The following is a 20390-nucleotide window of genomic DNA, read 5'->3' on the forward strand; positions in this document are numbered from 1 at the left end:
AATCAAGTTACTTAACTCGACTATTTATTTTTATTAGCAAAGTAATCTCTTACAATCGGAGCAACTTTTGTTCCGTACAGTTCTATAGCTTTCATTGTATCTTCATGTGGCATAGATCCTACTGGCAGGTGAAGTAAGAATCTATCTAAACCTAGGTTTTCAACCATATTGATTATCTTCTCAGCAACTACTTCTGGAGAACCTACAATCATAGCACCATCTGGTCCTACTGATCCTAAATATTGTTCAAATGTAAGTTCACGCCAGTGTGGTCTATCTTTAGATATGTTGTCCACTAGGCATTTAGTTGGGTAGAAGTATTTATCAATAGCTTCTTCAGTATCTTCTGCAATGAATCCCCAAGAGTGTGCTGCTACTTTTAGCTTATCTTCAGAGTATCCTGCTTCCCTACCATATTTTCTATATAAATCAATACGGCTTTTGAATGCTAAAGGATTGCCTCCTATAATTGCATAAGCTACTGGCAGACCTCTATGAGCAGCTCTAATACTAGATTGGGCATTTCCTCCAGTCGCCACCCAAATAGGGAAGTCTTCTTGAACAGCTCTTGGATAAACTGGTTTATTGTCTACCGATTGAGTATGCTTACCTTGCCAGTTTATATATTCATTCTCCTTAATATGTAATAACATATCTAATTTTTCATCAAATAATTCCTCATAATCATTTAAGTCATATCCGAACAACGGAAATGATTCAATAAATGAACCGCGACCTACCATAATTTCACTTCTTCCATTAGAAAGAGCATCTACCGTCGCAAAGTTTTGATACACTCTAACTGGGTCATTAGAAGAAAGTACAGTTACAGCTGATGAAAGTTTAATATTTTTTGTATTAACAGCCCCTGCCGCCATAATGATTTCTGGTGCAGATACTGCGAAATCTTCTCTGTGATGTTCTCCTATAGCATAAACATCTAGACCTACCTTGTCAGCTAGTTCTATTTCTTCAATCATATCTCTTATTCTTTGGTCATGTGCTACTGCTTGTCCTGTAGTTTCTAAGGGCGTTGTTTCCCCAAATGTTGAAATTCCTAACTCTATCATTATTATTTCCACCTTTCAATTTATCACTAGTTAGTATTATTATACTATATCTATTTTTTTTCTTTGTCAATAAAATAAGACCTTATATAGTAAATTTTCCAGGAAATTTTAATTAGACTATAATATATATTTACAAAATTCTTCCTGTAGTTACTTTCCATAATTTAAAAACTAAAAAAGACCTGCTATAAAGCAAGTCTTAAAATACTAATATGTAAATGTAGTGGGCAATAATACCAGCAACTATACCTCCTATAGTATGAGAAATGATTGCTTTTGAAGATAATTGCCTAACACCCAAAGCGTCCATCATACCAATATGAGTACTTAAGTAACCAGACCAAGTCATACCCATAGCTGTAAATACTGCAATTTCATTGGCACCAATAAGTCCTCTTTCTAAAAAACCTGGTACAAGTGACATAGCACCACCAACAGCTCCTAGTGAAGTAATTGGGAAAGCGATGGCTTCAGGTGATTTAAATCCAAATAAGGGTTCTAGGATAAATGATAATTTTTCACCTATCCATGGTAGGAATAAAACTCCCTCATAAGCTGCTCCTGTATAAGCACCCGTTTTAGCAGGACCAAAAGTAAGCATCATTACAAGGGTACAAACGATAAGTACCCCTGGAATAATAGCCAGCCCCATTTCAACACCTACTTTTCCTCCCTCAAGTAAGGTATCCAGTATTCTTTGGAAAATATTTCCCTCACGAATTTCTCTTTTATTTTGAAAGTCATGGTCATCTTTTGCCATTTCTTCATAAGGTTCTTCTGCCTTATCTCCAAAATATTTTTTACTATAGTGAAGCATTAATCTAACACTAACTATAGAACCCACTAAGGCCGCTAAATTACCAATCAAGGCAGCTTTCATAAATCCACTACCTTGGGTTCCCATAAATACAGTAACGATAAGACCCATTCCAAAAGATGTTCCTAAGTTACATAAGGCAGGGATTTGGTATTTTTTAAAAAATACTGTGAATTTTTTATCTTTAGCAAAAGGAATAATGGCTGGATTATCTGATAAATAGGTTGATACTGCACCAGTTACTGCTGCACCTGGCATTCCCCATAAGGGTCTCATCAGAGGGGCGAATAGTTTATTAATAAGTGCTATTACACCAAACTCTGATAATAACATAGATAAAGCTCCCGTGATTACAGCCATGGCCATAATGTAAAATACTGTATTGAGTAATAAATCATGGGCTGTTGTCATCATTGTTTTAAACATATTTCCTACACCCATTTTATAGGCCATAGAACCAAAAATAACAAGCATTATTGCAAGAAAGACAAAAGTTTCCAAACTTATGGCTGGCTTACTTAAATTATTATTTCTCTCTCTCATTAAATTATATCTCCTATATAAATACTTAATGACTATAATAGCAAATATTTAAACTAGATTCAAATTATAAACAAAAAGATTGGATTGAAATCCAATCTTCTATTATAGCCTTTGTCTTGCATCTAAAGCACGTCTTAGAGCCTGACCAATGTAGTTTACACAAAGGGCAATTATTAAAATTGATAAGGCTGCTGGCAACCAGATATACATGTTATTAACTAAGATATCAGCATCCTTGGCATAGGCTAGTAAAGTTCCGATTGAAGGAGTATTTGGAGGATATTGGTCAGCACAACGCTGAGGATCTGGAATTCCAACTTGTGTTAGCAATTCAATAACGCGTTCCTTTCTAGCCTCCTTATCCATATCCGTGTGATATATCAAGGCTTCTTCGATTTACCAAGAAATTTTTTGTAGTGGATTTAAGGCAGACAGTGGATCTTGGAAAATCATTCCTATTTCTTTAGTTCTAATCTTATTTAATTCTTCTTCACTTAGTCCTACTAAATTTTTACCATCATAAATTGCTTGTCCACTAGAACGTGTAAAATTTTCATTATGAAGTCCCATAAGTGTAGTAGCCAATGTAGATTTACCACAACCTGACTCTCCAACTATGGCTAATACCTCATTTTATATAAATCGATACTAACATTATCAACAGCATTAAAGTATTCATCTTTAATTCTAAATGCTGTTTCTAAATTTTTAATCTCTAATAATTTTTTCATTATTTAATAATTCCTTTCCGAACTTGTTCAAAATTTAATAGGTTAAACTACTTCCGAATAAGATTCTATATATATCATATTAAACTTTTAGGAAAATTACAACAATAATTCACAATTTTATTAGGAAAATGTAATAATTTTCTGAATATTTAAAATTTAATTAAAATAGAGCCCGGCAAGTGGCTCTTAAATTTCAATTAAATCTGTAGCTTGTTTTGGATCTGTATCTAGCAAATCAATTTTATTATCACAGTCAAAACCATAGTTTTCTAAAATTGACTTACTTGTTAGTCGGGCTAAATCTTTTGTATTATTTTCCATAGATAGATGGGCTAGATAGATCTTCTTGGTATTATCCCCTATAATCTTAGGTAGCCAGTTAGCAGAATCTACATTAGATAAGTGGCCTAAATCTGATAAAATCCTTTGTTTAGTTTTCCAAGGATAAGAAGATGCCATCACCATAGTTTCTTCATGATTAGATTCATAGATTAAAACATCCGAATTCTTAATATAATCTATCATCTTTTCAGAAATATAACCTGTATCTGTTAAAATAGATAATTTTTTCCCAGCCGCTTCAAAAGTATAAAATTGTGGATTGGCAGCATCGTGACTAACACCAAAAGATCTGATAGTAAGATTAGCAAAATCCATAGCCACATCCTTATCAAAATGAAATTTTAGATCAGAAGAAACTTGACCTATGGGCATATTATCCCAAGTTTCCTTATTTGCATAAATAGGTATATTATATTTTCTGGCTAATACCCCTACTCCCTTAATATGATCTACATGCTCATGACTTACAAATATATGCTTTACATGACTTATATCCCTACCTATAGAGTTTAGATTTTCTATTATTTTCTTACCAGTTAATCCTGCATCTACTAGACAAGAAAAATCACCGTCTTCTATATATATAGCATTACCTGTTGAACCAGATGCTAAAACTGACATTTTCATTCTCTATTCTCCTATTACACAAAGATAAAAACTATTATACCATTTTTCTTTATATCTATACAGTTTAAATTCCTAAAGTCACGCTATAAACTATATTCATACTTCTATTTACTATATACTAGTAATTTAATTTATAAAAAATATCCATATCTCACTTTTTATAGTTATTCTCCAGACCTCTATATTCTCTACAATAATTGAATTAAGCATAGATTTAATGTAGAATTATTATAAGACAAACTAATCGAGGTATATAAATGAAATTTGCTAATGAAAATAAGGCTATACTTTTAGATTTCATAATAGGTTTAGAATGTATGTCTAAGGAATTTAATTTAAAAGTAGAATCTACTTATAAAAAATTTGAAACAATAGAATTTTATAAAATTTATAAAGACCTTTATGCAGATATTGAAAGTCATTTGCTGGACTTCGAAAAGGTCTTTATGTCTCCTTTTTACCCTATATTACAGGCCTGTTATAGAAAGTTATACCAAAATAATGATATAGAGGATAAGGAAGAATTTTTAAGACTATTCCTAGCTATGTCTGAGCAAGAAATAAAGTCCAGCCTTAAAATGCAGTTAGAAGTTTCTTATATGACAGATAAAGAAAGTGTCAAACACATAAAATCTATGCCTCTTTCATCTTCTATCAAATACTATCTACTAGAAATCTTAGAAAATCCTAAAGATTTTCAAGCTAATGTAGTCAAGCTTTTTGAAGAGATCTATCCAATTTTTGAAAAACATTATAAAGTTGCTAAAGAATTATTCAAGAAAAAGGAAACTGAACTTCTTCAGATGAATCCTAGGGAAATTTTCCTAGCGGCCAACAATTTTTTAGGGTCAGAAAAATTATCTAACTTACAGGTGCAGTTTAAAAAGCTAAAAATCTTAGATTTAGAAGAAATTGAAAAAGATGATAATGAAATAGAGATTATTCCTTTACTCTTTGGTGCCAATAGAATTAGTATTATTAGCAAAATACTTGAAGAGGATACTTCCTTCTATCAAAATCCACACAATAAAGCTATCTACTGCCTAGGCCTTGATTCTATCCATTATTCTGAAAATATGATAGCTGCCGAAAAATTAAGTAAGCAAGTTCTTAAGACTCTAGCTGATGATACAAGACTTGATATTTTAAGAATGATTAGTTTCGGTCTTAATACTAATAAAAAACTAAGTAAATTCTTCCAAGTATCACCTCCAGCTATCACCTATCAAACAAACAACTTAAAAGAGGCTGGCCTAATAGCCTGTAATGACGACGGATCTATGTATGTTAATACTAGACAGCTGGAAGTAGCTCTCCACAAGATAGAAGAACTACTTAGCCTAAAGGGAATAGAGAGAAAATAATATGCTAGAAGGCTAGTCATAAATAATTCTTTTGATACTAGCTTTATACTCTATCCAAGAACATTCTTGACTTTAGGCATGAGTGTTTCAAATAAAACTAAGTCTATTCACATAAATTAAAAGGGAGAATATTCTTTCTATAAAAAATAGATCTTCCGGCATATTCACTATAAACCATACTAAATTTAAGGAGAAAAGTACATGCTTATATTCACTGAACTTATTAATATTATAACTATAATCTTTCTTTCATATGTAATAGTAAAAATTAGAAAGAAGAATCTTAAAAGTAAAACATCTAATATTTTAATCTATACTATGATCGTATTTGTTATCCTTACTCTTCTTGATGTACTTAATGTATTCTTCATCAAAAATGTAAGCCTAGATTTAGCAATAATTTTGCTAAAAATTCCTCTTGTTATTATTCTAGTAGCAATATTCTTAAAACTAAGAAAAAAAGGCAGCCTATAAGGCTTGCCTTTTTATAATATCTTCAATATTTTCTTATATTTCTCTTTTACGGCAGAGTCTAATTTAGAATCCGTAATTATTCCTGTTACATTATATAATTTATAAAAAGAATAGAAAGCGTGGGTATAGAATTTACTCGAATCTGCAAGAACATACTTTTCTTCTGCATTATTAAAGATTATTTCATTACATTTACCCTCTTCTTCATCTGAAATGGTAAGATTTTCTAATTCTATACCATTAACACCTATAAATGCCTTATTAACAGCTATTTTACTAAGACTTTTCTGGGTAAAATAACCGACAAAACCTTGTGTTTTAGCCCTGTAACGACCACCTATAAAAATCAAATCACAATTTTTTTCTTCTTTAAATTGTTCAAAAACCGTTATAGAGTTAGTTACTATGTTCAAATTTTTATCTTTTATAAAGTCATATAGATGATTAGTCGTTGAACCTGGCCCGATAAAAATAGTTTCATTATCTGAAATTAATTGGGCAGCTTTTCTAGCAATTTCTTTCTTTTCTTCAATCTTTACAGCAATCTTATTGGTGTAATTATCTTCTTGAAGAAAAGACTTACCCTTAGATTTTGCTCCACCATGAAATCTAATAAGGTGGCCATGATTTTCTAATTCTTTAAGGTCACGTCTAATAGTCATCTCAGCAACACCTAAGTCACTAGCCAGGTCTAAGACCTTAACACTTTTTTTCTTGTCTAAGACTTTAAGTATAAATAAATGTCTGTCTGCCTTTAAAATGTTTTTAGCCAATTTTATTATGCCTCTAAGTCAACATTATGGAATACTTGTTGAACATCTTCACAGTCATCAAGCATCTCTAACATTCTTTCAAATTTAGCCTTGTCTTCTTCACTTAAAGCTACTTCATTTTGAGCAATCATTGAAATTTCAGCTAGCTCAAATTCTTCAATTCCAGCTGCTTTTAGTGCATCTTGCAGTTCATGGAAGTTTTCTGGAGCACCGTAAATTATAGTTAGTCCATCTTCTTCAATAATATCACGAGCATCTAAGTCTGCTTCCATCAGAATTTCTAATAATTCCTCTTCTGATTTATCAGCAACACCAATTACTGCTGTATTATCAAACATGTAGTTTACAGAACCAGTAACTCCTAAGTTTCCTCCATTTTTACCTAAAGCTGTACGTACTTCTGCAGCTGTACGGTTTACATTATTTGTTAAAGTATCAATAATTACCATAGTTCCGGCAATTCCAAATCCTTCATAACGTAATTCATCATAGTTTTCTTCTGATCCACCTTTTGCTTTTTCAATAGCTCTATCTATAATGTTTTTAGGAACACGGTAAGTCTTAGCTCTTTCTAAAACTACACGTAAATTACGGTTGATTTCTGGATCAGGTTCTCCAGACTTGGCAGCTTGATAAATTTCACGACCAAATTTAGCATATATTTTACTAGTATTAGCATCTTTAGCTGCTTTTTTCTCTTTAATATTATTCCATTTACGACCCATTATTGTCGCCTCTCTTTCTTTTGATAAAATATTTCTACTTATACTATATTAGCTTATTTTAAGGCTATTTTCAAGGTATAAAAGAAAGTCAGCTTATTAATTCATTATCTTAAAAAGACTAAGATTGATTTAATAGTGACTTTCTTTTATTATTAATCCACTGTAATGTCAGCTTGCCATCCAGTTACTTTTCCACTGGCATCTCTTATAGCTTTAACTACATAAGATGCAGCTCTTTTATTTTCTTTAGCAATTCTATTAATTTCAGCTACACCATAAGCATGGGCTTGGGCTTGTGTAGAAAATGTTCTAGAGCTTCCTGCTGCAGATGCAGACTCTTCTCTTTCCCCTCTGTCCTCATTGGCATTTTCCTTAATTGCTTCCTCTAACGATATATTTGCTTGTGTTTTAACGCTTTCTGTAGGACGAGATGTTGTTTGAACTACTGTTTGACTAGTTACTCTTTCAGTAGTTCTAGCTACATTTGCAGTAGATCTTGTCATACTTGTAGTAAGTGCTGACCTTGGCTCACTTTCATCTTCTGAACTAGTTGAAGTTTCTTCCTTCTCACTTGTAGTGCTTGTCTGTTCACTTGTCGACGAAATTTGTCTTATAGTTGTTGCATCCTGTGTTTTTCTAACATTAGAAGATTTATTATCACCTGAAAAATTCAAGAAAGCCATGACTGCAAGAGTCGACAATATAATAAATGTTGCAATTACTATTAATATTTTTAATATTCTATCAGTGTTTTTCATAATTTTCACCTCTATCTTCCTCTTGTTATTATTATAGCATGTATTTTTTATTTGTAAAGCAAGTCATTATACTTTAACTTAATGGACCCTAAAATGTTATAATACTGTGATTTGGAAACTCTTTCTATCTTGCTAATTTCCTTATAATTATAGCCTTTTTCTAGCAACTTTAAAAACTCATTTTCCTTAAAAGTCAGACTATCTTTTAGGGCATTTTTCACAAGAATTTTCTCTATATTATAATCTACATAAGAAATATTTTTATAATTTTCATCTATATTTATCGCTATATCTTTATTTTTAGAAACTCGTCTTAATTCATCTATAATCTTTCTTTTCATGGTAGTAAAGGCAAAAGCAGGAAAATCTTTCTCACTTATATCTCCCGCATCTAAAATTAAGAATGATTGCAAAAAACCCTCTAAGGCATGTGAATAAAAATGGTTGTAATTGTTTTCTTTAATATTAGATTTATAAACTGCCAATTTAATCTTATCTTGGTACTTTAAAAAATATTCTTCGAATTTTTCTTCTTGTTCTGGTCTTAATTTGTACATATATAGTCCTCTTAATTATTTTTTATCAATATTATATAAATAAAATTAACTAGACTCAATAAGATAGACTAAACATTATACTTTACAACTATTTTACCCATTATCTTACATAAAAAATAAGCTAGGATGTCCTAGCTTATTTTAATTATCTTGTTTTCTTAGCTGTAGTAGTTGTTGTTGCTACTGCTGCTTTTCTTGTTGCTGCAGTTGTCGTTGTCGCTGCTGCTTTTCTTGTTGCTGGTGCTACTGCCCCTCCTACAGCATTATTTGATCCAGTCATAGTTGCATTTGATAGATATTTCATTGGATCTTTGTGAGTATCCCACCATTGTTCTGTTGTTGAGTGCATGAAGTGTAAGTGAATACCTGTTGATTGACCAGTTGTACCGATCGTACCAATTTTTTGTCCTGCTTTTACTTGTTGACCTTGCTTAACAGTGATTGAATTGTTAGCTAAGTGCCAGTAAGAAGTATAAGAGTTGTTAGAGTGCTTAATTGTTACATATTGAGCACCATCATACCAAGTTCCTGCTCCTGATACTACCCCTGCTTCTGTTGAAAGGATAGATTCTTTAGAATTACTTGTTACAAAATCAACTCCGTTGTGGATATCCGTAAGACCAAGTGAAGAAATGTTTCTTATTTTTCCATATGGAGAAGTAATTTTGTAGTTAGAGTTTGCAAACGGCATTACTTTTGTAGCTGTTGTTGTAGCTACTGCCGCTTTTGTCGTTGCTGGAGCTGCTTGTGTCGTTACAGCTGCTACTGGTGCTTTTGTTGTTGCCGGAGCTGCTTGTGTTGTTACAACTGGTGCTTTTGTTGTTGCTGGAGCTGCTTGTGTCGTTACAGCTGCTACTGGTGCTTTTGTTGTTGCCGGAGCTGCTTGTGTTGTTACAACTGGTGCTTTTGTTGTTGCCGGAGCTGCTTGTGTTGTTACAACTGGTGCTTTTGTTGTCGCTGGCGTTGCCTTTGTTGTTACAACTGCTACTGGTGCTTTTGTTGTTGCCGGAGCTGCTTGCGTTGTTACAGCTGCTACTGGTACTTTTGTTGTCGCCGGAGCTGCTTGTGTTGTTACAGCTGGTGCTTTTGTTGTCGCTGGAGCTGCTTGTGTCGTTACAACTGGTGCTTTTGTTGTCGCCGGAGCTGCTTGTGTTGTTACAACTGGTGCTTTTGTTGTCGCTGGAGCCGCTTGTGTCGTTACAACTGGTGCTTTTGTTGTCGCCGGAGCTGCTTGTGTTGTTACAGCTGGTGCTTTTGTTGTTGCTGGTGCTGCCTTCGTTGTTACAACTGCTACTGGTGCTTTTGTTGTCACCGGAGCTGCTTGCGTTGTTACAACTGGAGTTGGCGCTACTGTCGCTGAAACTTCTGATCCTTTTTCTTGCATTAATGAAGTAGCATTAACAAGAACTACAGGTGCTACTTGCGCTAATGTAAGTTCTTCTGTTGGAGTTACTGTTGGGTAGTCAGTTGCTACTTCTTTAACTGGTGCTAATGGAGCTCCTACCGGATTATTTTCTGCTGCTTTCTCTTCTACTAATTGTGTTTGAGTTTTAACAGGAGCTGTTAGTGCTCTTGAACTTACTTCTGAAGTTGAATTTGAAGATACAGCTTGAACACTTACTTTAGATGCTTCTACATTATAAGAAACTGTTGTTGTAATTTTTAATCCCTCTACTAATACTTCAGTAGTTAATGTTTCTCTTGCTTCATCTGTCCCTGCAATTAATTTTGCATCAGTTTTAGCTGGGTTAACTACTCTATTAGATGTAGAGTTTTGTGATGTTTGATTTTTAGGTAAAACTAATTCAAATTTAACACTTTCTCCAGCTTTAATTTTATCATGTTTAAATTTCTTTTCTTGATCTCCTAATTTTACTGTTAGGTTTAAATTTTCAACATCTGTTGCTGCTGTTAGAACTAGATAATTTTTGTTGTTTTCGCTAGTAATCTTAGTTGCGATGTTTTTATTTCTATTATTTGTTTCAAATACTTGTTTATTTTCTTCTGCTTTTGCGATATCTACTACTGATACATGCCCTAAAAATAGAGAGGATAGTAGTACTCCGCTTGTTAATCTCAATGTTGTCTTTTTCATATTAATTTCAATCCTCATTTCTGATTTTTTACTTTTTTCAATTTAAATATCAAACTATAGTTATAATTCTATACCATAAATCTACGACATTCAATACTTGTAACAATTTTGACATACTAGCTTAATAGTTGTGACTTATTGGTTTTTTTAAGGCAATTATTTGTAACAAATTCAGTGTTTTACTAGTTTCTTCTATAGTAATATTCCTGCATTCATACTACTTTCTTTAAATGTAACTTTATTTCAATTATTATCTTTATTATCTATAAAACAATAAAAAGCACCCTAGGGTGCTTTTTATAGAAAAGGAAAGTTTATGAAGAATATAACTACATTTAGTAGTTACATATACTATTATGTACTACTTGGTTTAAATTTACTTTAAATTGAATGGGAAAATTTAAATTTTTTTATTTATTAGCCTATATAAATTCTTTTCTATAATTAATACTTCAATTACTACCTTACTAATTTGTAGTATTATCCTTTTTCAGTTATAATTATAAGATATTATTTTATAGGAGTTATTTTATGAGAATAGGACTTATAGCAGAATTCAATCCCCTACACTTGGGTCATGAGTATTTAATAAAACAAGCTAGGGATCTAATAGAAAAAAATGCCTCTGGGGAACTTATTTGTGTTATGAGCGAATTTTTTACTCAAAGGGGGGAGGTAGCTATAGTAAATCCCTACTCTCGGGCAAAGGCTGCTGTTATGGCTGGTTGTGATTTAGTTTTAGCCTTACCTTATAGGGCATCTCTTGCTTATAGTGATGATTTTGCTAAATATTCCTTGGAGATATTAATAAAATCTGATATTACTCATCTTATTTTTGGAACTGACTATCCTATAGAAAGTTTTGATAAGATTTATCATAATGAGCTATCCAAACAAGATCAAATAAGATGCTTACTTAAAAAGGGCCTTTCCTATCCTAAAATTATGCAAGAAGTCTTGGAAATCCCTGATAATTCTCCTAATTTTATACTTGCCTATTCTTACTATAAAATTATTAGGGAAAAAGCAGCTCACATTAAAATCATATCAATTGCTAGAGAGGGGCAGAAACTAAATAATGATAAATTAGAAGAAACTAAATTTTTATCAGCTACTTCTATTAGAAATAATATTAATAGTGATTTTGTTTATAAGTATATGTCGAAATTTATGAAGAGTGAAATTAAAAATCATAAAATTCTTAATGAAGAAATGTTTTTCACTTCAATTAAATATCAAATTCTAGCTATGGGGCCTGACAATATAAAAAATATCTACGATATTAGAGAAGGTCTAGAAAATAGAATCTACAAGGCTGCCCTAAAAGCTAAGTCATATTCTGAACTTATAGATTTCATCTCAAGTAAGAGATATTCTAGAAAGAGAATTGCGAGAATTTTAATACATATTTTAACAAATTCTTCTTATGAAGATATGCACAGGGAAATTAATCATGTAAAGATATTAGCCGTTAAAAAAGATAAAACTAGCCTTATTAGACAAATAAATAGGAGTCAAAAAATTACTCTACACCAAAAGTTAAAGCAAAATAATGAAAATTTCTTCATTCAAGATATTAAGGCTGCTAGAATCTATCAGTTGCTATCTAATGATAAAGATATATTTAAAAATAGAATTGAAATTTTATAGGAGATAAATTATGGCAAATAAATTTTATGCAGTAAGAGTTGGAAGACAGCCAGGAATCTATGGTACTTGGTCTGAATGCGAGGCACAAGTTAAAGCTTTTAAAGGTGCCGTATATAAATCATTTAAAACACAAGTTGAGGCACTAAACTTCCTTGCAGGTCAGGACAATCCCGGTTCATCAACTAGAAATCAAAGTACTGAGAAAAAATCAACTACTTTTAACCCATCTAATCCCCATGAAGAATTAGATGGTAAAGTTTTCGCATATGTCGACGGATCTTTTGATGCAAATTCTTTTGTATTTGGGTCTGGACTTGTTATCGTTAATGGAAACGAGATAATAAAACATAAATTCGCCTCTGCTAATCCTGAGTTATCCAATTTTAGAAATGTTGCAGGAGAACTTGAGGCAACTAAATTTGTAATTACTTATGCTATTAATCAAGGGCTTGAAGATATTTATATTTATCATGATTATGAAGGAATTTCTGCTTGGCCTTTAGGACGTTGGCAAGCTAAACTTGATTATACTAAAGAGTATGCAAGATTAGTTAATCTTGCTGCTCAAAAGGTTAGAATTCACTTTATGAAAGTAGCTGCCCATTCTGGAATTGAACTAAATGAAGAAGCTGATAAATTAGCAAAAGAGGCAATTATTGATTTTAAAAATAAAAGATAGTCTTAAAGACTATCTTTTATTTTTATTCCCATTTTATCCATAAAAAAAGACTAGAGAAATTCTCTAGTCTTTTAATTTTGGATTAGTCTTCTTTACGACGACGTTTTCCTACTAATAATCCTGCTGCTGCAAGTACTGCTGCTAATCCTGCTGGTAGAGCAGAGTTAGTTTCAGTTGTAGCTGAAGTCTTAGGTAAGTCTTTAGCTCCTGCTTTCACTCCTGCTGCTGGTTTTCCTGGTTTAGCTGGTTTAACAGCTGGTTTTCCTGGTTTAGCTGGTTTGTCAGCTGGTTTTCCTGGTTTAGCTGGTTTTCCTGGTTTAGCTGGTTTGTCAGCTGGTTTTCCTGGTTTAGCTGGTTTATCAGCTGGTTTTCCTGGTTTGTCTTTACCTGGATCTTTTGGAGTTTCCGGTGTTGGAGTTGGTTTTGTAACTTCTTTGTAGATGTAAGTAACAGTTGTTGTTCCATTTCCTACTTTTCCGTTTTCTTTGTCTCCATCTTTAACTTTTACAAGCTCATATGTTTTACCATCTTTTTCAATTGTTTTTGGCTTGTTGTCAGTTGTGTCATACTCTGTTCCTACTTTAGATTTTGGAGTGTCTTCAACTGGATCTTTAATTACATTTCCTTGCTCGTCAACGTAGTGTACGATTACGTTTCCTTCTTTAGCTACTGGTACATATGGTACTGGTGTATCTTTTGTTGGATCGTTTGGATCTGTAATTGTTGGTGGAATGTATCCTTTTGTTGGATCGTTTGGATCAACTGGTTTCAACGGCTCATTAGTTCCTGGTACTTTTGGCTCATATCCTGGTACGTATGGAAGTGGTGGGTTGTCAGTTGGATCTTCTGGTGTTTCGTCATACGGTACTGGTGTTGGATCCTCTGGTCTGTTTGGATTTTCTGGATCTTCAATGTACGGTATGTATTTACCTGGATCTTTTGGAGTTTCCGGTGTTGGAGTTGGTTTTGTAACTTCTTTGTAGATGTAAGTAACTTCTGTTGTTCCTTCTACTACTTTTCCGTTTTCTTTGTCTCCATCTTTAACTTTTACAAGCTCGTATGTTTTACCATCTTTTTCAATTGTTTTTGGCTTGTTGTCAGTTGTGTCATACTCTGTTCCTACTTTAGATTTTGGAGTGTCTTCAACTGGATCTTTAATTACATTTCCTTGCTCGTCAACGTAGTGTACGATTACGTTTCCTTCTTTAGCTACTGGTACATATGGTACTGGTGTATCTTTTGTTGGATCGTTTGGATCTGTAATTGTTGGTGGAATGTATCCTTTTGTTGGATCGTTTGGATCAACTGGTTTCAACGGCTCATTAGTTCCTGGTACTTTTGGCTCATATCCTGGTACGTATGGAAGTGGTGGGTTGTCAGTTGGATCTTCTGGTGTTTCGTCATACGGTACTGGTGTTGGATCCTCTGGTCTGTTTGGATTTTCTGGATCTTCAATGTACGGTATGTATTTACCTGGATCTTTTGGAGTTTCCGGTGTTGGAGTTGGTTTTGTAACTTCTTTGTAGATGTAAGTAACTTCTGTTGTTCCTTCTACTACTTTTCCGTTTTCTTTGTCTCCGTCTTTAACTTTTACAAGCTCGTATGTTTTACCATCTTTTTCAATTGTTTGTGGCTTGTTGTCAGTTGTGTCGTACTCTGTTCCTTCTTTAGATTTTGGAGTATCTTCAACTTGATCTTTAATTACATTTCCTTGTTCGTCAACATAGTTTACTACTACGTTTCCTTCTTTAACTTTACGGTAAACATAAGTAACTTCCTTAACAGTATCACGTTCAACTTCACCTGTAGTTGCTGCCGAAGTTGTTAAATGGTTATTACTATCAACTTTTCCAACTGGGTAGTCTCCTGCTGGAGAAAGTTCATAAACACTTCCGTCTTCTGTTACAATACGTTCTGGCTTGTTGTCTTCATCAGTGTTATAAGCCGTACCTGTCGCAGATTTAGGTGTATCCACTACTTTAGCTTTAAGCTCTTTTCCATTTTCATCAACATAGCTAACCACTACTTCCCCTTGTGGTAAATAGTAGTAAATAACATTGTCACTTAAGATGAAGTCGAAAGATGTATCTATAGTACGGTGAAAATCATAAATTGCAGTTCCAGGAATTCCATCTTTTTCAAGTATTTGTGATGTATATAATTTGTCGTAATCTTCTGAACTTGGTTTTGTCCCGTCAGCTTTCTCTGTTGCAAAACGTGACTGAATGAATTCTACTTTACCAGCTCTACCAGCAATTTCACGTTCCTTACTTAATTCTGCAGAAATATTTTCATGAAGAGTATATTTGTCAAGATTTTTCCAAAATTCTTTAGCACTAGGTAGTTCTGCCGGAACACGCCCTTCTTCTGTTTTAGAGCTTGGATCAAAGTTTGATGCTTCTTTTGCATATGTGAAGTATCGCTCTACCTTAACAGAGTTTCCATCTTCACTAAGAGTAAGTCTACGATAACCTGTTCCACGTGCATCTACAGATTTTAAATACATAACATTTCCTTCAATTTCTCGAGCAGATGTAGACACAGTACCGTTTTTATTAATAGGTTCTAAAACAAGTTCATATCCTGCAATATCTAAAGGTTGAGTCGTATATTCTGTTATATTAGTCCAACCATACTGAACATAGTCAGGGTGGATTTCTTCTTCTGTTCCTTGTACACGGTAACTAGTTACTTGACTATCCCAAGTAGTTCTACGGAAAGGAACAGATATAGCATTTTCAGTCGCAGTTTTTGTCGAATTACCTGCTATTGGGAAAAATGTTCCTTGATCTTGATCTCCATTAAGCTTTTGTAACGTATAGCGTTCAACACCATTTTTAGCCTTCTTAACCTCTACCTGTGCAAAATCATCTAATGCAACTACTTCTGTAGCATTACTAGGAAGAGACGCTAAATCATATTCAACTTTGCTGATAACAGATCCTTTATCAGTTGTAGTTATGAATATTTTTTGTGGAGTACCCGTACCATCAACATCATCTTTAGAAACAGCGAAAGTATATTGTCTTCCTTCATGTTTAGCTGTCGTAGTATCTTGTGGTCTAACAACGAAAACTTCTGTAGTTTGGTGAGTTGGATCTGGATCTATATAAGGGTTTTCTCCCTCTTTTACTGGAAGTGTTGTTGTAGTTGAGTATCCATCTCTTGGCGCTGCTTCTGCTTCTGTTGCTTTACGGAATGATCCTAGGGAAGTACCCAAGCTTTGGTAATTTTTGTTTCTCATCAATGCTCTTATTTGCGCTTGTGATAAGCTCTCATATAAAGCAGCCGTCATCTCGAAACCTGCAAAATCGCTAGCCGCTAGAGCTGCAATTTCAGCTGGAGTAAGATTTTTCATTACATATGCTGACAAGAATACAAATTTTCCATTTGCAGGTTTTGTTTCTGAAACAGGCTCCTCTTCAACTGTGTGTTCTACAACTACACTTGCTTTTGGCTCAATTGAAGTTGCTTCTGTTGTTTTTGCAGTTGGAGTTGTAAAAACTGCTTGACTAGTTTCTACACTTGCTTTTTCTGCTTTTACTTCAGCTTTTGGAGCTTGTGTCTTTGTTTCTGCTTTAGCTTTTTCTGCTTCTACTAATGCAGCTACTTCCTTAGCTTCTGTTGTAGCTGGTGCTTCTGTTGTTTTTGCAGCTTCTGTTGTAGCTGGTGCTGCTGTTGTTTTTGCAGCTTCTGTTGTAGCTGGTGCTTCTGTTGTTTTTGCAGCTTCTGTCGTAGCTGGCGCTGCTGTTGTAGCTGGTGCTGCTGTTGTAGCTGGTGCTGCTGTTGTAGCTGGTGCTGCTGTCGTTACTTGACTTGCAGCTGGTGCTGTAATAACTGCCGCTACTTTTTCTGCTGCCGTTGCAGGGGCTGGTGCCACTGTTGTTACAGGTGCTTGTACGGCTTCTTCAGCTTGAGCTGATGCTCCAGCAAAGAAGACACCGATTAGAGCTGAGGCAACCCCGAAAGAATATTTCTTAATGGTGAAACGTTGCTTGGTTTCATTGTGTTTATTAAACATTCTAATTTGTCCTTTCTTTATTTACTAAAATAATTGTCTATCTTATTTGTCTAAACATATATGATAGTATTGTAATTATAGCAAACTGCAAAATTAAAATCAACCATAAACTCTCTGAAAAAAAAAAAAAAAAATTAAGTATATTTTAAGTTTTGCTTCTAAAAGTTTTTAACAAAAGGGATTAGGGACTTTACAAAGCCTCTATCCTTCATAATACTCATTAACTTTTCTTTGTATATCTACATACTTATAGCCTGCTTTTTCCAAATTTTTCTTTCTTACTATACCATTACCCCAGTCTCCTCTTATAACCTGTTTAACAATTTCTTCTATATTAACATCATTATCTGTATTATTCTCAAAGGCTAAACTCTCCTTATTTGCATATTTTCTTAACATTGTATCTAAATCTGGACCTAGGCTAATAAAATACTTGATTCTTTCTATAAAATATTGTTTAAGCGACTGCGTTGTTCCGCCATGTAATTTCAGTGACCTATGCGGACAAGATGTTGGAGTGAACTCGTGATGCAATCTTACAGTATTTTCATTAACTTCTAAATCATAAAAAAGCATATCTTCTGCTACCTGCATTAGGGCAATATCTTCATTTGCTAGAAAATCTTGATCGTTTGTCAGCATTGACTGGCAGATTTCATAACCTATAGAACGGCAGTTTGACCACCAATCTCCTGTATGATAAGCAATATTATAAGTATCTACCACCCTAACTATTTCATTTCTATCAATATAATAATGGGCAATTCCCAGCGCCTTATTCCTTTTCTCCAACCATGCTAGATATTGACTTGGTTTCATGTAACCTGCATCATTATGAATTACCACAAAATCTATCGACTCCAATTTTCCTGCATTCATCAATGTTTTATTAATTTTCTTTAGCATACTTACCTCCTAATTTCATTGCTAATGTCTCTTTAGCTTCTTTACAAATTTGTTTTACTCTCGTTTCTGAATAATGAAGTTTTTGGGCAATCTCTTTTACCATTAGACCTTCAATATATCTTAAAATTAATACTTCCCTTTTGGCTATATCTAAATGACTATAGACATCTTTAGTCACTAAAAGGTCCCTTATTAAGCTTACTTTTTCCTCATTAGATATATAGTCTAAGAGTCCCAACTCCTTATCTTTTAAAAATCCTTCCTCTAATCTAAAGACATTTTTCAGTAAATACTCAATGTATAATTTTCTTTCCATATTTCTCCTTGTGTATGTAGTTATTGATGCTTATTGCGAATTACTCTTCATTTTCAAAACTTATCAAGCCTGTTTCATTTAAACTGTCCTTAATCTTATTTTTAATATTTTAAGTCTTTATAAATTACTAGTATATGTAGCCTGCATTTTGTAACTTATTTAGTTACCTACCTAAAAATCCCCCGTCTTTTATTTCCATCAAGTATCCTTAAAAGTTACAAAATACTTAAAAAATTTTGATGGTAGCTGATTCCTGTATCTAAATCTTAGCACTTATTTTGTAGCTTGTCAAGTTACTTTTAAAATTTTGTTGCTTTTAAAGTTAAATGAATGTATAATTTATAGCAAGGAGTGATAAAATGACTGTAGGTGGCAAAATCAAAGAACTTAGATTAAAGAAAAATTATACACTTGATCATCTTGGAAAAATGGTAAATATCTCACGTCAAACCTTGCACAAGTATGAACAGGGAATTATTTCTAATATACCAAAGGAGAAGATAGAGACTTTAGCAAATGCTTTGGGCACTAGTCCTTCCTACCTCTATGGCTGGGAAGCTGATAAGCATTATTATCTTGATGAAGAAACAAGAGAAATTGCCCAAGATATTTTTGAAAATCGAGAACTCAGAGTCTTATTTGATGCAAGTCGTAAGGCTTCTGCTGAAGATCTAAAGTTAGTTACTGATCTCTTACTTAACCTTAAAGAGAGGAGCTAAATGCAAACATCACACTACATACACACACAATTTATTAATGGTATTTGCATTAATACTGTACTTACGGATTTAAAATCTTGTCGGGTGCGTGGTTGCACTGTAGCAAACGAGGACGGTTCTTATACCATATTTTTAAATTCTAAGTTTTCTACTAATCAACTTGAGAAGACTTATCTTCATGAAATAAAACATATTACTAGGGATGATTTTTCCAAAGATGATGCTGATAGAATAGAACTTGTAAGACATTAAACAAGGTTTTCTACCTTGTTTTTTTGTTAACAAAATTAAACATTTTAAAAATAATATAGAGAGTTTGATCGACTCTATATTAACAATATAAGTCTATCTATTAATAAAATACTATATAGATAGACTTATACTCGCAGTCTACAAACTAACTAGCCCTATTGTCATATAGCTATAGCTCTATAGATAAAACATAACATTATTTTTCTTTTCCAATCAAGAAAAACCTAGGAATATTCCTAGGTTTTATTTCATATCTTTATATTCTATTATAGTCTGATTTAATTCTGCTAGTTTTTCTGCTATCTTGTTTAAGCTTTTATCTAATTTTAACAAGAAAAATAAGGACACAAATATAGGAAATCCTACAGAATTTATCACATTTACTAATTCCATAATTATAGCTATAGCCCAGGAAATGATTCCCGGGCTAAACTCCTTTCTAGGCTAAAGCCTCTTCTTTACGAGAAACATAGATAGCTTTTTCGAAACTTTTTAATTCTCTTTTTGAGTTATCAAAAACTTTTTCTTCGATTATCTTTTCAGCCAGCGTTTGAACTTGTAATTTTGACAAGTTTTCTTTAGGGTCTACTAGATTCAATCTATATGTTTTTTTATCTTCTGTCTTGAATACTAATACTAGTGTTTTTTTCATTCTCTATTCTCCTTTATTATATTAATTCTGTTGTTTGCACTGATACATTTTCAATATCTTCTAAAAATAGTGGACTCATTAGGTCTGCTATTTCTCTAGCTTTTTGCTTATCTAGCTCTTTTGCTACTTGGTAAGAATAGCTTTTCTTCACTTCTTTTCCTTCTTTTTCTACTGAATAGTGTAGTCTTAATTCTTTTTTTACTACTGTCATTTCTTTTTTCTCCTTACTTTTGTTTTTGTCTTAGGCCCTTGACACTATATACATCGTAAAAATTGATTTATTTTTCCAAAATTTTTTAAAATTTTATATTTTTTTTTT

Annotated in this window: 19 protein-coding genes and 2 pseudogenes; 6 read left to right on the forward strand and 15 right to left on the reverse strand. The window is 33.1% G+C overall.

Going from position 1 to position 20390, the window contains the following annotated elements; genetic code table 11:
* Positions 1-20 precede the first annotated feature (20 nt).
* From HZY82_RS03845 to HZY82_RS03860, 5 genes and pseudogenes are all read right to left on the reverse strand, one after another.
* Positions 21-1070: an LLM class flavin-dependent oxidoreductase gene (locus HZY82_RS03845; protein ID WP_135156847.1), complete on the reverse strand. Its 1050-nt coding sequence runs from the start codon at positions 1068-1070 to the stop codon at positions 21-23.
* A gap of 199 nt (positions 1071-1269) precedes the next feature.
* Positions 1270-2430: a CD0519/CD1768 family membrane protein gene (locus HZY82_RS03850; protein WP_135156849.1), complete on the reverse strand. Its 1161-nt coding sequence runs from the start codon at positions 2428-2430 to the stop codon at positions 1270-1272.
* Positions 2431-2532: 102 nt separating this feature from the next.
* Positions 2533-2709, reverse strand: a pseudogene (locus tag HZY82_RS06620) (ABC transporter permease); the annotation flags it as partial.
* Positions 2707-3161 (reverse strand): annotated as a pseudogene (locus HZY82_RS03855) (ATP-binding cassette domain-containing protein); the annotation flags it as partial. The pseudogenes HZY82_RS03855 and HZY82_RS06620, both read right to left, overlap by 3 nt.
* 186 nt (positions 3162-3347) lie before the next feature.
* Positions 3348-4130 (reverse strand): MBL fold metallo-hydrolase, encoded by a 783-nt coding sequence (locus HZY82_RS03860; protein WP_135156851.1) that lies wholly within the window; start codon positions 4128-4130, stop codon positions 3348-3350.
* Positions 4131-4387: 257 nt separating this feature from the next.
* Between HZY82_RS03860 and HZY82_RS03865 the strand changes: the two genes are divergently transcribed.
* Together HZY82_RS03865 and HZY82_RS03870 are read left to right on the forward strand one after the other, a co-directional pair.
* A complete protein-coding gene (locus HZY82_RS03865; RefSeq protein WP_135156852.1) occupies positions 4388-5494 on the forward strand; it encodes an ArsR/SmtB family transcription factor in 1107 nt (368 codons plus the stop codon).
* A gap of 201 nt (positions 5495-5695) precedes the next feature.
* Positions 5696-5968: a hypothetical protein gene (locus HZY82_RS03870; protein WP_179938714.1), complete on the forward strand. Its 273-nt coding sequence runs from the start codon at positions 5696-5698 to the stop codon at positions 5966-5968.
* 11 nt (positions 5969-5979) lie between these two features.
* Here the strand turns inward: HZY82_RS03870 and HZY82_RS03875 are convergent, their stop codons facing one another.
* The 5 genes from HZY82_RS03875 to HZY82_RS03895 all read right to left on the reverse strand — a co-directional run bounded on the left by HZY82_RS03875 (position 5980) and on the right by HZY82_RS03895 (position 10876).
* Positions 5980-6741 carry a DeoR/GlpR family DNA-binding transcription regulator gene (locus HZY82_RS03875; RefSeq protein WP_218925242.1) on the reverse strand — a complete coding sequence of 254 codons (762 nt, stop codon included), beginning with the start codon at positions 6739-6741 and terminating at the stop codon, positions 5980-5982.
* 5 nt (positions 6742-6746) lie between these two features.
* Positions 6747-7466, reverse strand: a complete 720-nt coding sequence (locus HZY82_RS03880) for a YebC/PmpR family DNA-binding transcriptional regulator (protein WP_135156856.1) — start codon at positions 7464-7466, stop codon at positions 6747-6749.
* A 152-nt stretch (positions 7467-7618) separates the two neighbouring features.
* A complete protein-coding gene (locus tag HZY82_RS03885) occupies positions 7619-8224 on the reverse strand; it encodes a hypothetical protein (RefSeq protein WP_179938716.1) in 606 nt (201 codons plus the stop codon).
* A gap of 47 nt (positions 8225-8271) precedes the next feature.
* Complete coding sequence (locus tag HZY82_RS03890; protein WP_179938718.1) at positions 8272-8781, reverse strand: sigma-70 family RNA polymerase sigma factor; 510 nt, start codon at positions 8779-8781, stop codon at positions 8272-8274.
* A gap of 145 nt (positions 8782-8926) precedes the next feature.
* Complete coding sequence (locus HZY82_RS03895) at positions 8927-10876, reverse strand: M23 family metallopeptidase (RefSeq protein WP_179938720.1); 1950 nt, start codon at positions 10874-10876, stop codon at positions 8927-8929.
* Between the two features lie 531 nt (positions 10877-11407).
* On the opposite strand from HZY82_RS03895, the gene HZY82_RS03900 reads away from it, so the two are divergent.
* Positions 11408-12526: a nucleotidyltransferase family protein gene (locus HZY82_RS03900; protein ID WP_179938722.1), complete on the forward strand. Its 1119-nt coding sequence runs from the start codon at positions 11408-11410 to the stop codon at positions 12524-12526.
* A gap of 10 nt (positions 12527-12536) precedes the next feature.
* Positions 12537-13205 (forward strand): ribonuclease H1 domain-containing protein, encoded by a 669-nt coding sequence (locus tag HZY82_RS03905; protein WP_179938724.1) that lies wholly within the window; start codon positions 12537-12539, stop codon positions 13203-13205.
* An 82-nt stretch (positions 13206-13287) separates the two neighbouring features.
* Here the strand turns inward: HZY82_RS03905 and HZY82_RS03910 are convergent, their stop codons facing one another.
* From HZY82_RS03910 to HZY82_RS03920, 3 genes are all read right to left on the reverse strand, one after another.
* Entirely contained in the window at positions 13288-17226 is a 3939-nt protein-coding gene (locus HZY82_RS03910; RefSeq protein WP_179938726.1) for a MucBP domain-containing protein, read from the reverse strand.
* A gap of 201 nt (positions 17227-17427) precedes the next feature.
* Complete coding sequence (locus HZY82_RS03915) at positions 17428-18132, reverse strand: N-acetylmuramoyl-L-alanine amidase (protein ID WP_135157146.1); 705 nt, start codon at positions 18130-18132, stop codon at positions 17428-17430.
* Positions 18116-18448 (reverse strand): RNA polymerase sigma factor, encoded by a 333-nt coding sequence (locus HZY82_RS03920; RefSeq protein WP_135157144.1) that lies wholly within the window; start codon positions 18446-18448, stop codon positions 18116-18118. The genes HZY82_RS03915 and HZY82_RS03920 overlap by 17 nt, the downstream gene beginning before the upstream one ends.
* Before the next feature lie 359 nt (positions 18449-18807).
* Here HZY82_RS03920 and HZY82_RS03925 point away from each other — a divergent pair, with 359 nt between their 5' ends.
* A complete protein-coding gene (locus tag HZY82_RS03925) occupies positions 18808-19167 on the forward strand; it encodes a helix-turn-helix domain-containing protein (protein WP_135157142.1) in 360 nt (119 codons plus the stop codon).
* Positions 19168-19419: a hypothetical protein gene (locus HZY82_RS03930; protein WP_135157140.1), complete on the forward strand. Its 252-nt coding sequence runs from the start codon at positions 19168-19170 to the stop codon at positions 19417-19419. It abuts the gene before it with no gap.
* A 439-nt stretch (positions 19420-19858) separates the two neighbouring features.
* On the opposite strand, the gene HZY82_RS03935 is transcribed toward HZY82_RS03930, so the two are convergent.
* Both HZY82_RS03935 and HZY82_RS03940 read right to left on the reverse strand, forming a co-directional pair.
* Complete coding sequence (locus HZY82_RS03935) at positions 19859-20071, reverse strand: DUF2922 domain-containing protein (protein ID WP_135157136.1); 213 nt, start codon at positions 20069-20071, stop codon at positions 19859-19861.
* 16 nt (positions 20072-20087) lie between these two features.
* Positions 20088-20282: a DUF1659 domain-containing protein gene (locus HZY82_RS03940; RefSeq protein ID WP_135157134.1), complete on the reverse strand. Its 195-nt coding sequence runs from the start codon at positions 20280-20282 to the stop codon at positions 20088-20090.
* Between the last annotated feature and the right edge of the window lie 108 nt (positions 20283-20390).

Origin of the sequence: Gemella sp. GL1, from assembly GCF_013415365.1 — a bacterium.
Classification (GTDB): domain Bacteria; phylum Bacillota; class Bacilli; order Staphylococcales; family Gemellaceae; genus Gemelliphila.

What these genes read in the sequence shown, in the direction of transcription:
- HZY82_RS03920 (WP_135157144.1), bottom strand. Translation starts at nt 18,448, where the DNA reads ATGGAAAGAAAATTATACATTGAGTATTTACTGAAAAATGTCTTTAGA.
- HZY82_RS03860 (WP_135156851.1), bottom strand. Translation starts at nt 4,130, where the DNA reads ATGAAAATGTCAGTTTTAGCATCTGGTTCAACAGGTAATGCTATATAT.
- HZY82_RS03845 (WP_135156847.1), bottom strand. Translation starts at nt 1,070, where the DNA reads ATGATAGAGTTAGGAATTTCAACATTTGGGGAAACAACGCCCTTAGAA.
- HZY82_RS03880 (WP_135156856.1), bottom strand. Translation starts at nt 7,466, where the DNA reads ATGGGTCGTAAATGGAATAATATTAAAGAGAAAAAAGCAGCTAAAGAT.
- HZY82_RS03900 (WP_179938722.1), top strand. Translation starts at nt 11,408, where the DNA reads ATGAGAATAGGACTTATAGCAGAATTCAATCCCCTACACTTGGGTCAT.
- HZY82_RS03895 (WP_179938720.1), bottom strand. Translation starts at nt 10,876, where the DNA reads ATGAAAAAGACAACATTGAGATTAACAAGCGGAGTACTACTATCCTCT.
- HZY82_RS03930 (WP_135157140.1), top strand. Translation starts at nt 19,168, where the DNA reads ATGCAAACATCACACTACATACACACACAATTTATTAATGGTATTTGC.
- HZY82_RS03850 (WP_135156849.1), bottom strand. Translation starts at nt 2,430, where the DNA reads ATGAGAGAGAGAAATAATAATTTAAGTAAGCCAGCCATAAGTTTGGAA.
- HZY82_RS03890 (WP_179938718.1), bottom strand. Translation starts at nt 8,781, where the DNA reads ATGTACAAATTAAGACCAGAACAAGAAGAAAAATTCGAAGAATATTTT.
- HZY82_RS03885 (WP_179938716.1), bottom strand. Translation starts at nt 8,224, where the DNA reads ATGAAAAACACTGATAGAATATTAAAAATATTAATAGTAATTGCAACA.
- HZY82_RS03940 (WP_135157134.1), bottom strand. Translation starts at nt 20,282, where the DNA reads ATGACAGTAGTAAAAAAAGAATTAAGACTACACTATTCAGTAGAAAAA.
- HZY82_RS03865 (WP_135156852.1), top strand. Translation starts at nt 4,388, where the DNA reads ATGAAATTTGCTAATGAAAATAAGGCTATACTTTTAGATTTCATAATA.
- HZY82_RS03915 (WP_135157146.1), bottom strand. Translation starts at nt 18,132, where the DNA reads ATGCTAAAGAAAATTAATAAAACATTGATGAATGCAGGAAAATTGGAG.
- HZY82_RS03905 (WP_179938724.1), top strand. Translation starts at nt 12,537, where the DNA reads ATGGCAAATAAATTTTATGCAGTAAGAGTTGGAAGACAGCCAGGAATC.
- HZY82_RS03870 (WP_179938714.1), top strand. Translation starts at nt 5,696, where the DNA reads ATGCTTATATTCACTGAACTTATTAATATTATAACTATAATCTTTCTT.
- HZY82_RS03935 (WP_135157136.1), bottom strand. Translation starts at nt 20,071, where the DNA reads ATGAAAAAAACACTAGTATTAGTATTCAAGACAGAAGATAAAAAAACA.
- HZY82_RS03910 (WP_179938726.1), bottom strand. Translation starts at nt 17,226, where the DNA reads ATGTTTAATAAACACAATGAAACCAAGCAACGTTTCACCATTAAGAAA.
- HZY82_RS03925 (WP_135157142.1), top strand. Translation starts at nt 18,808, where the DNA reads ATGACTGTAGGTGGCAAAATCAAAGAACTTAGATTAAAGAAAAATTAT.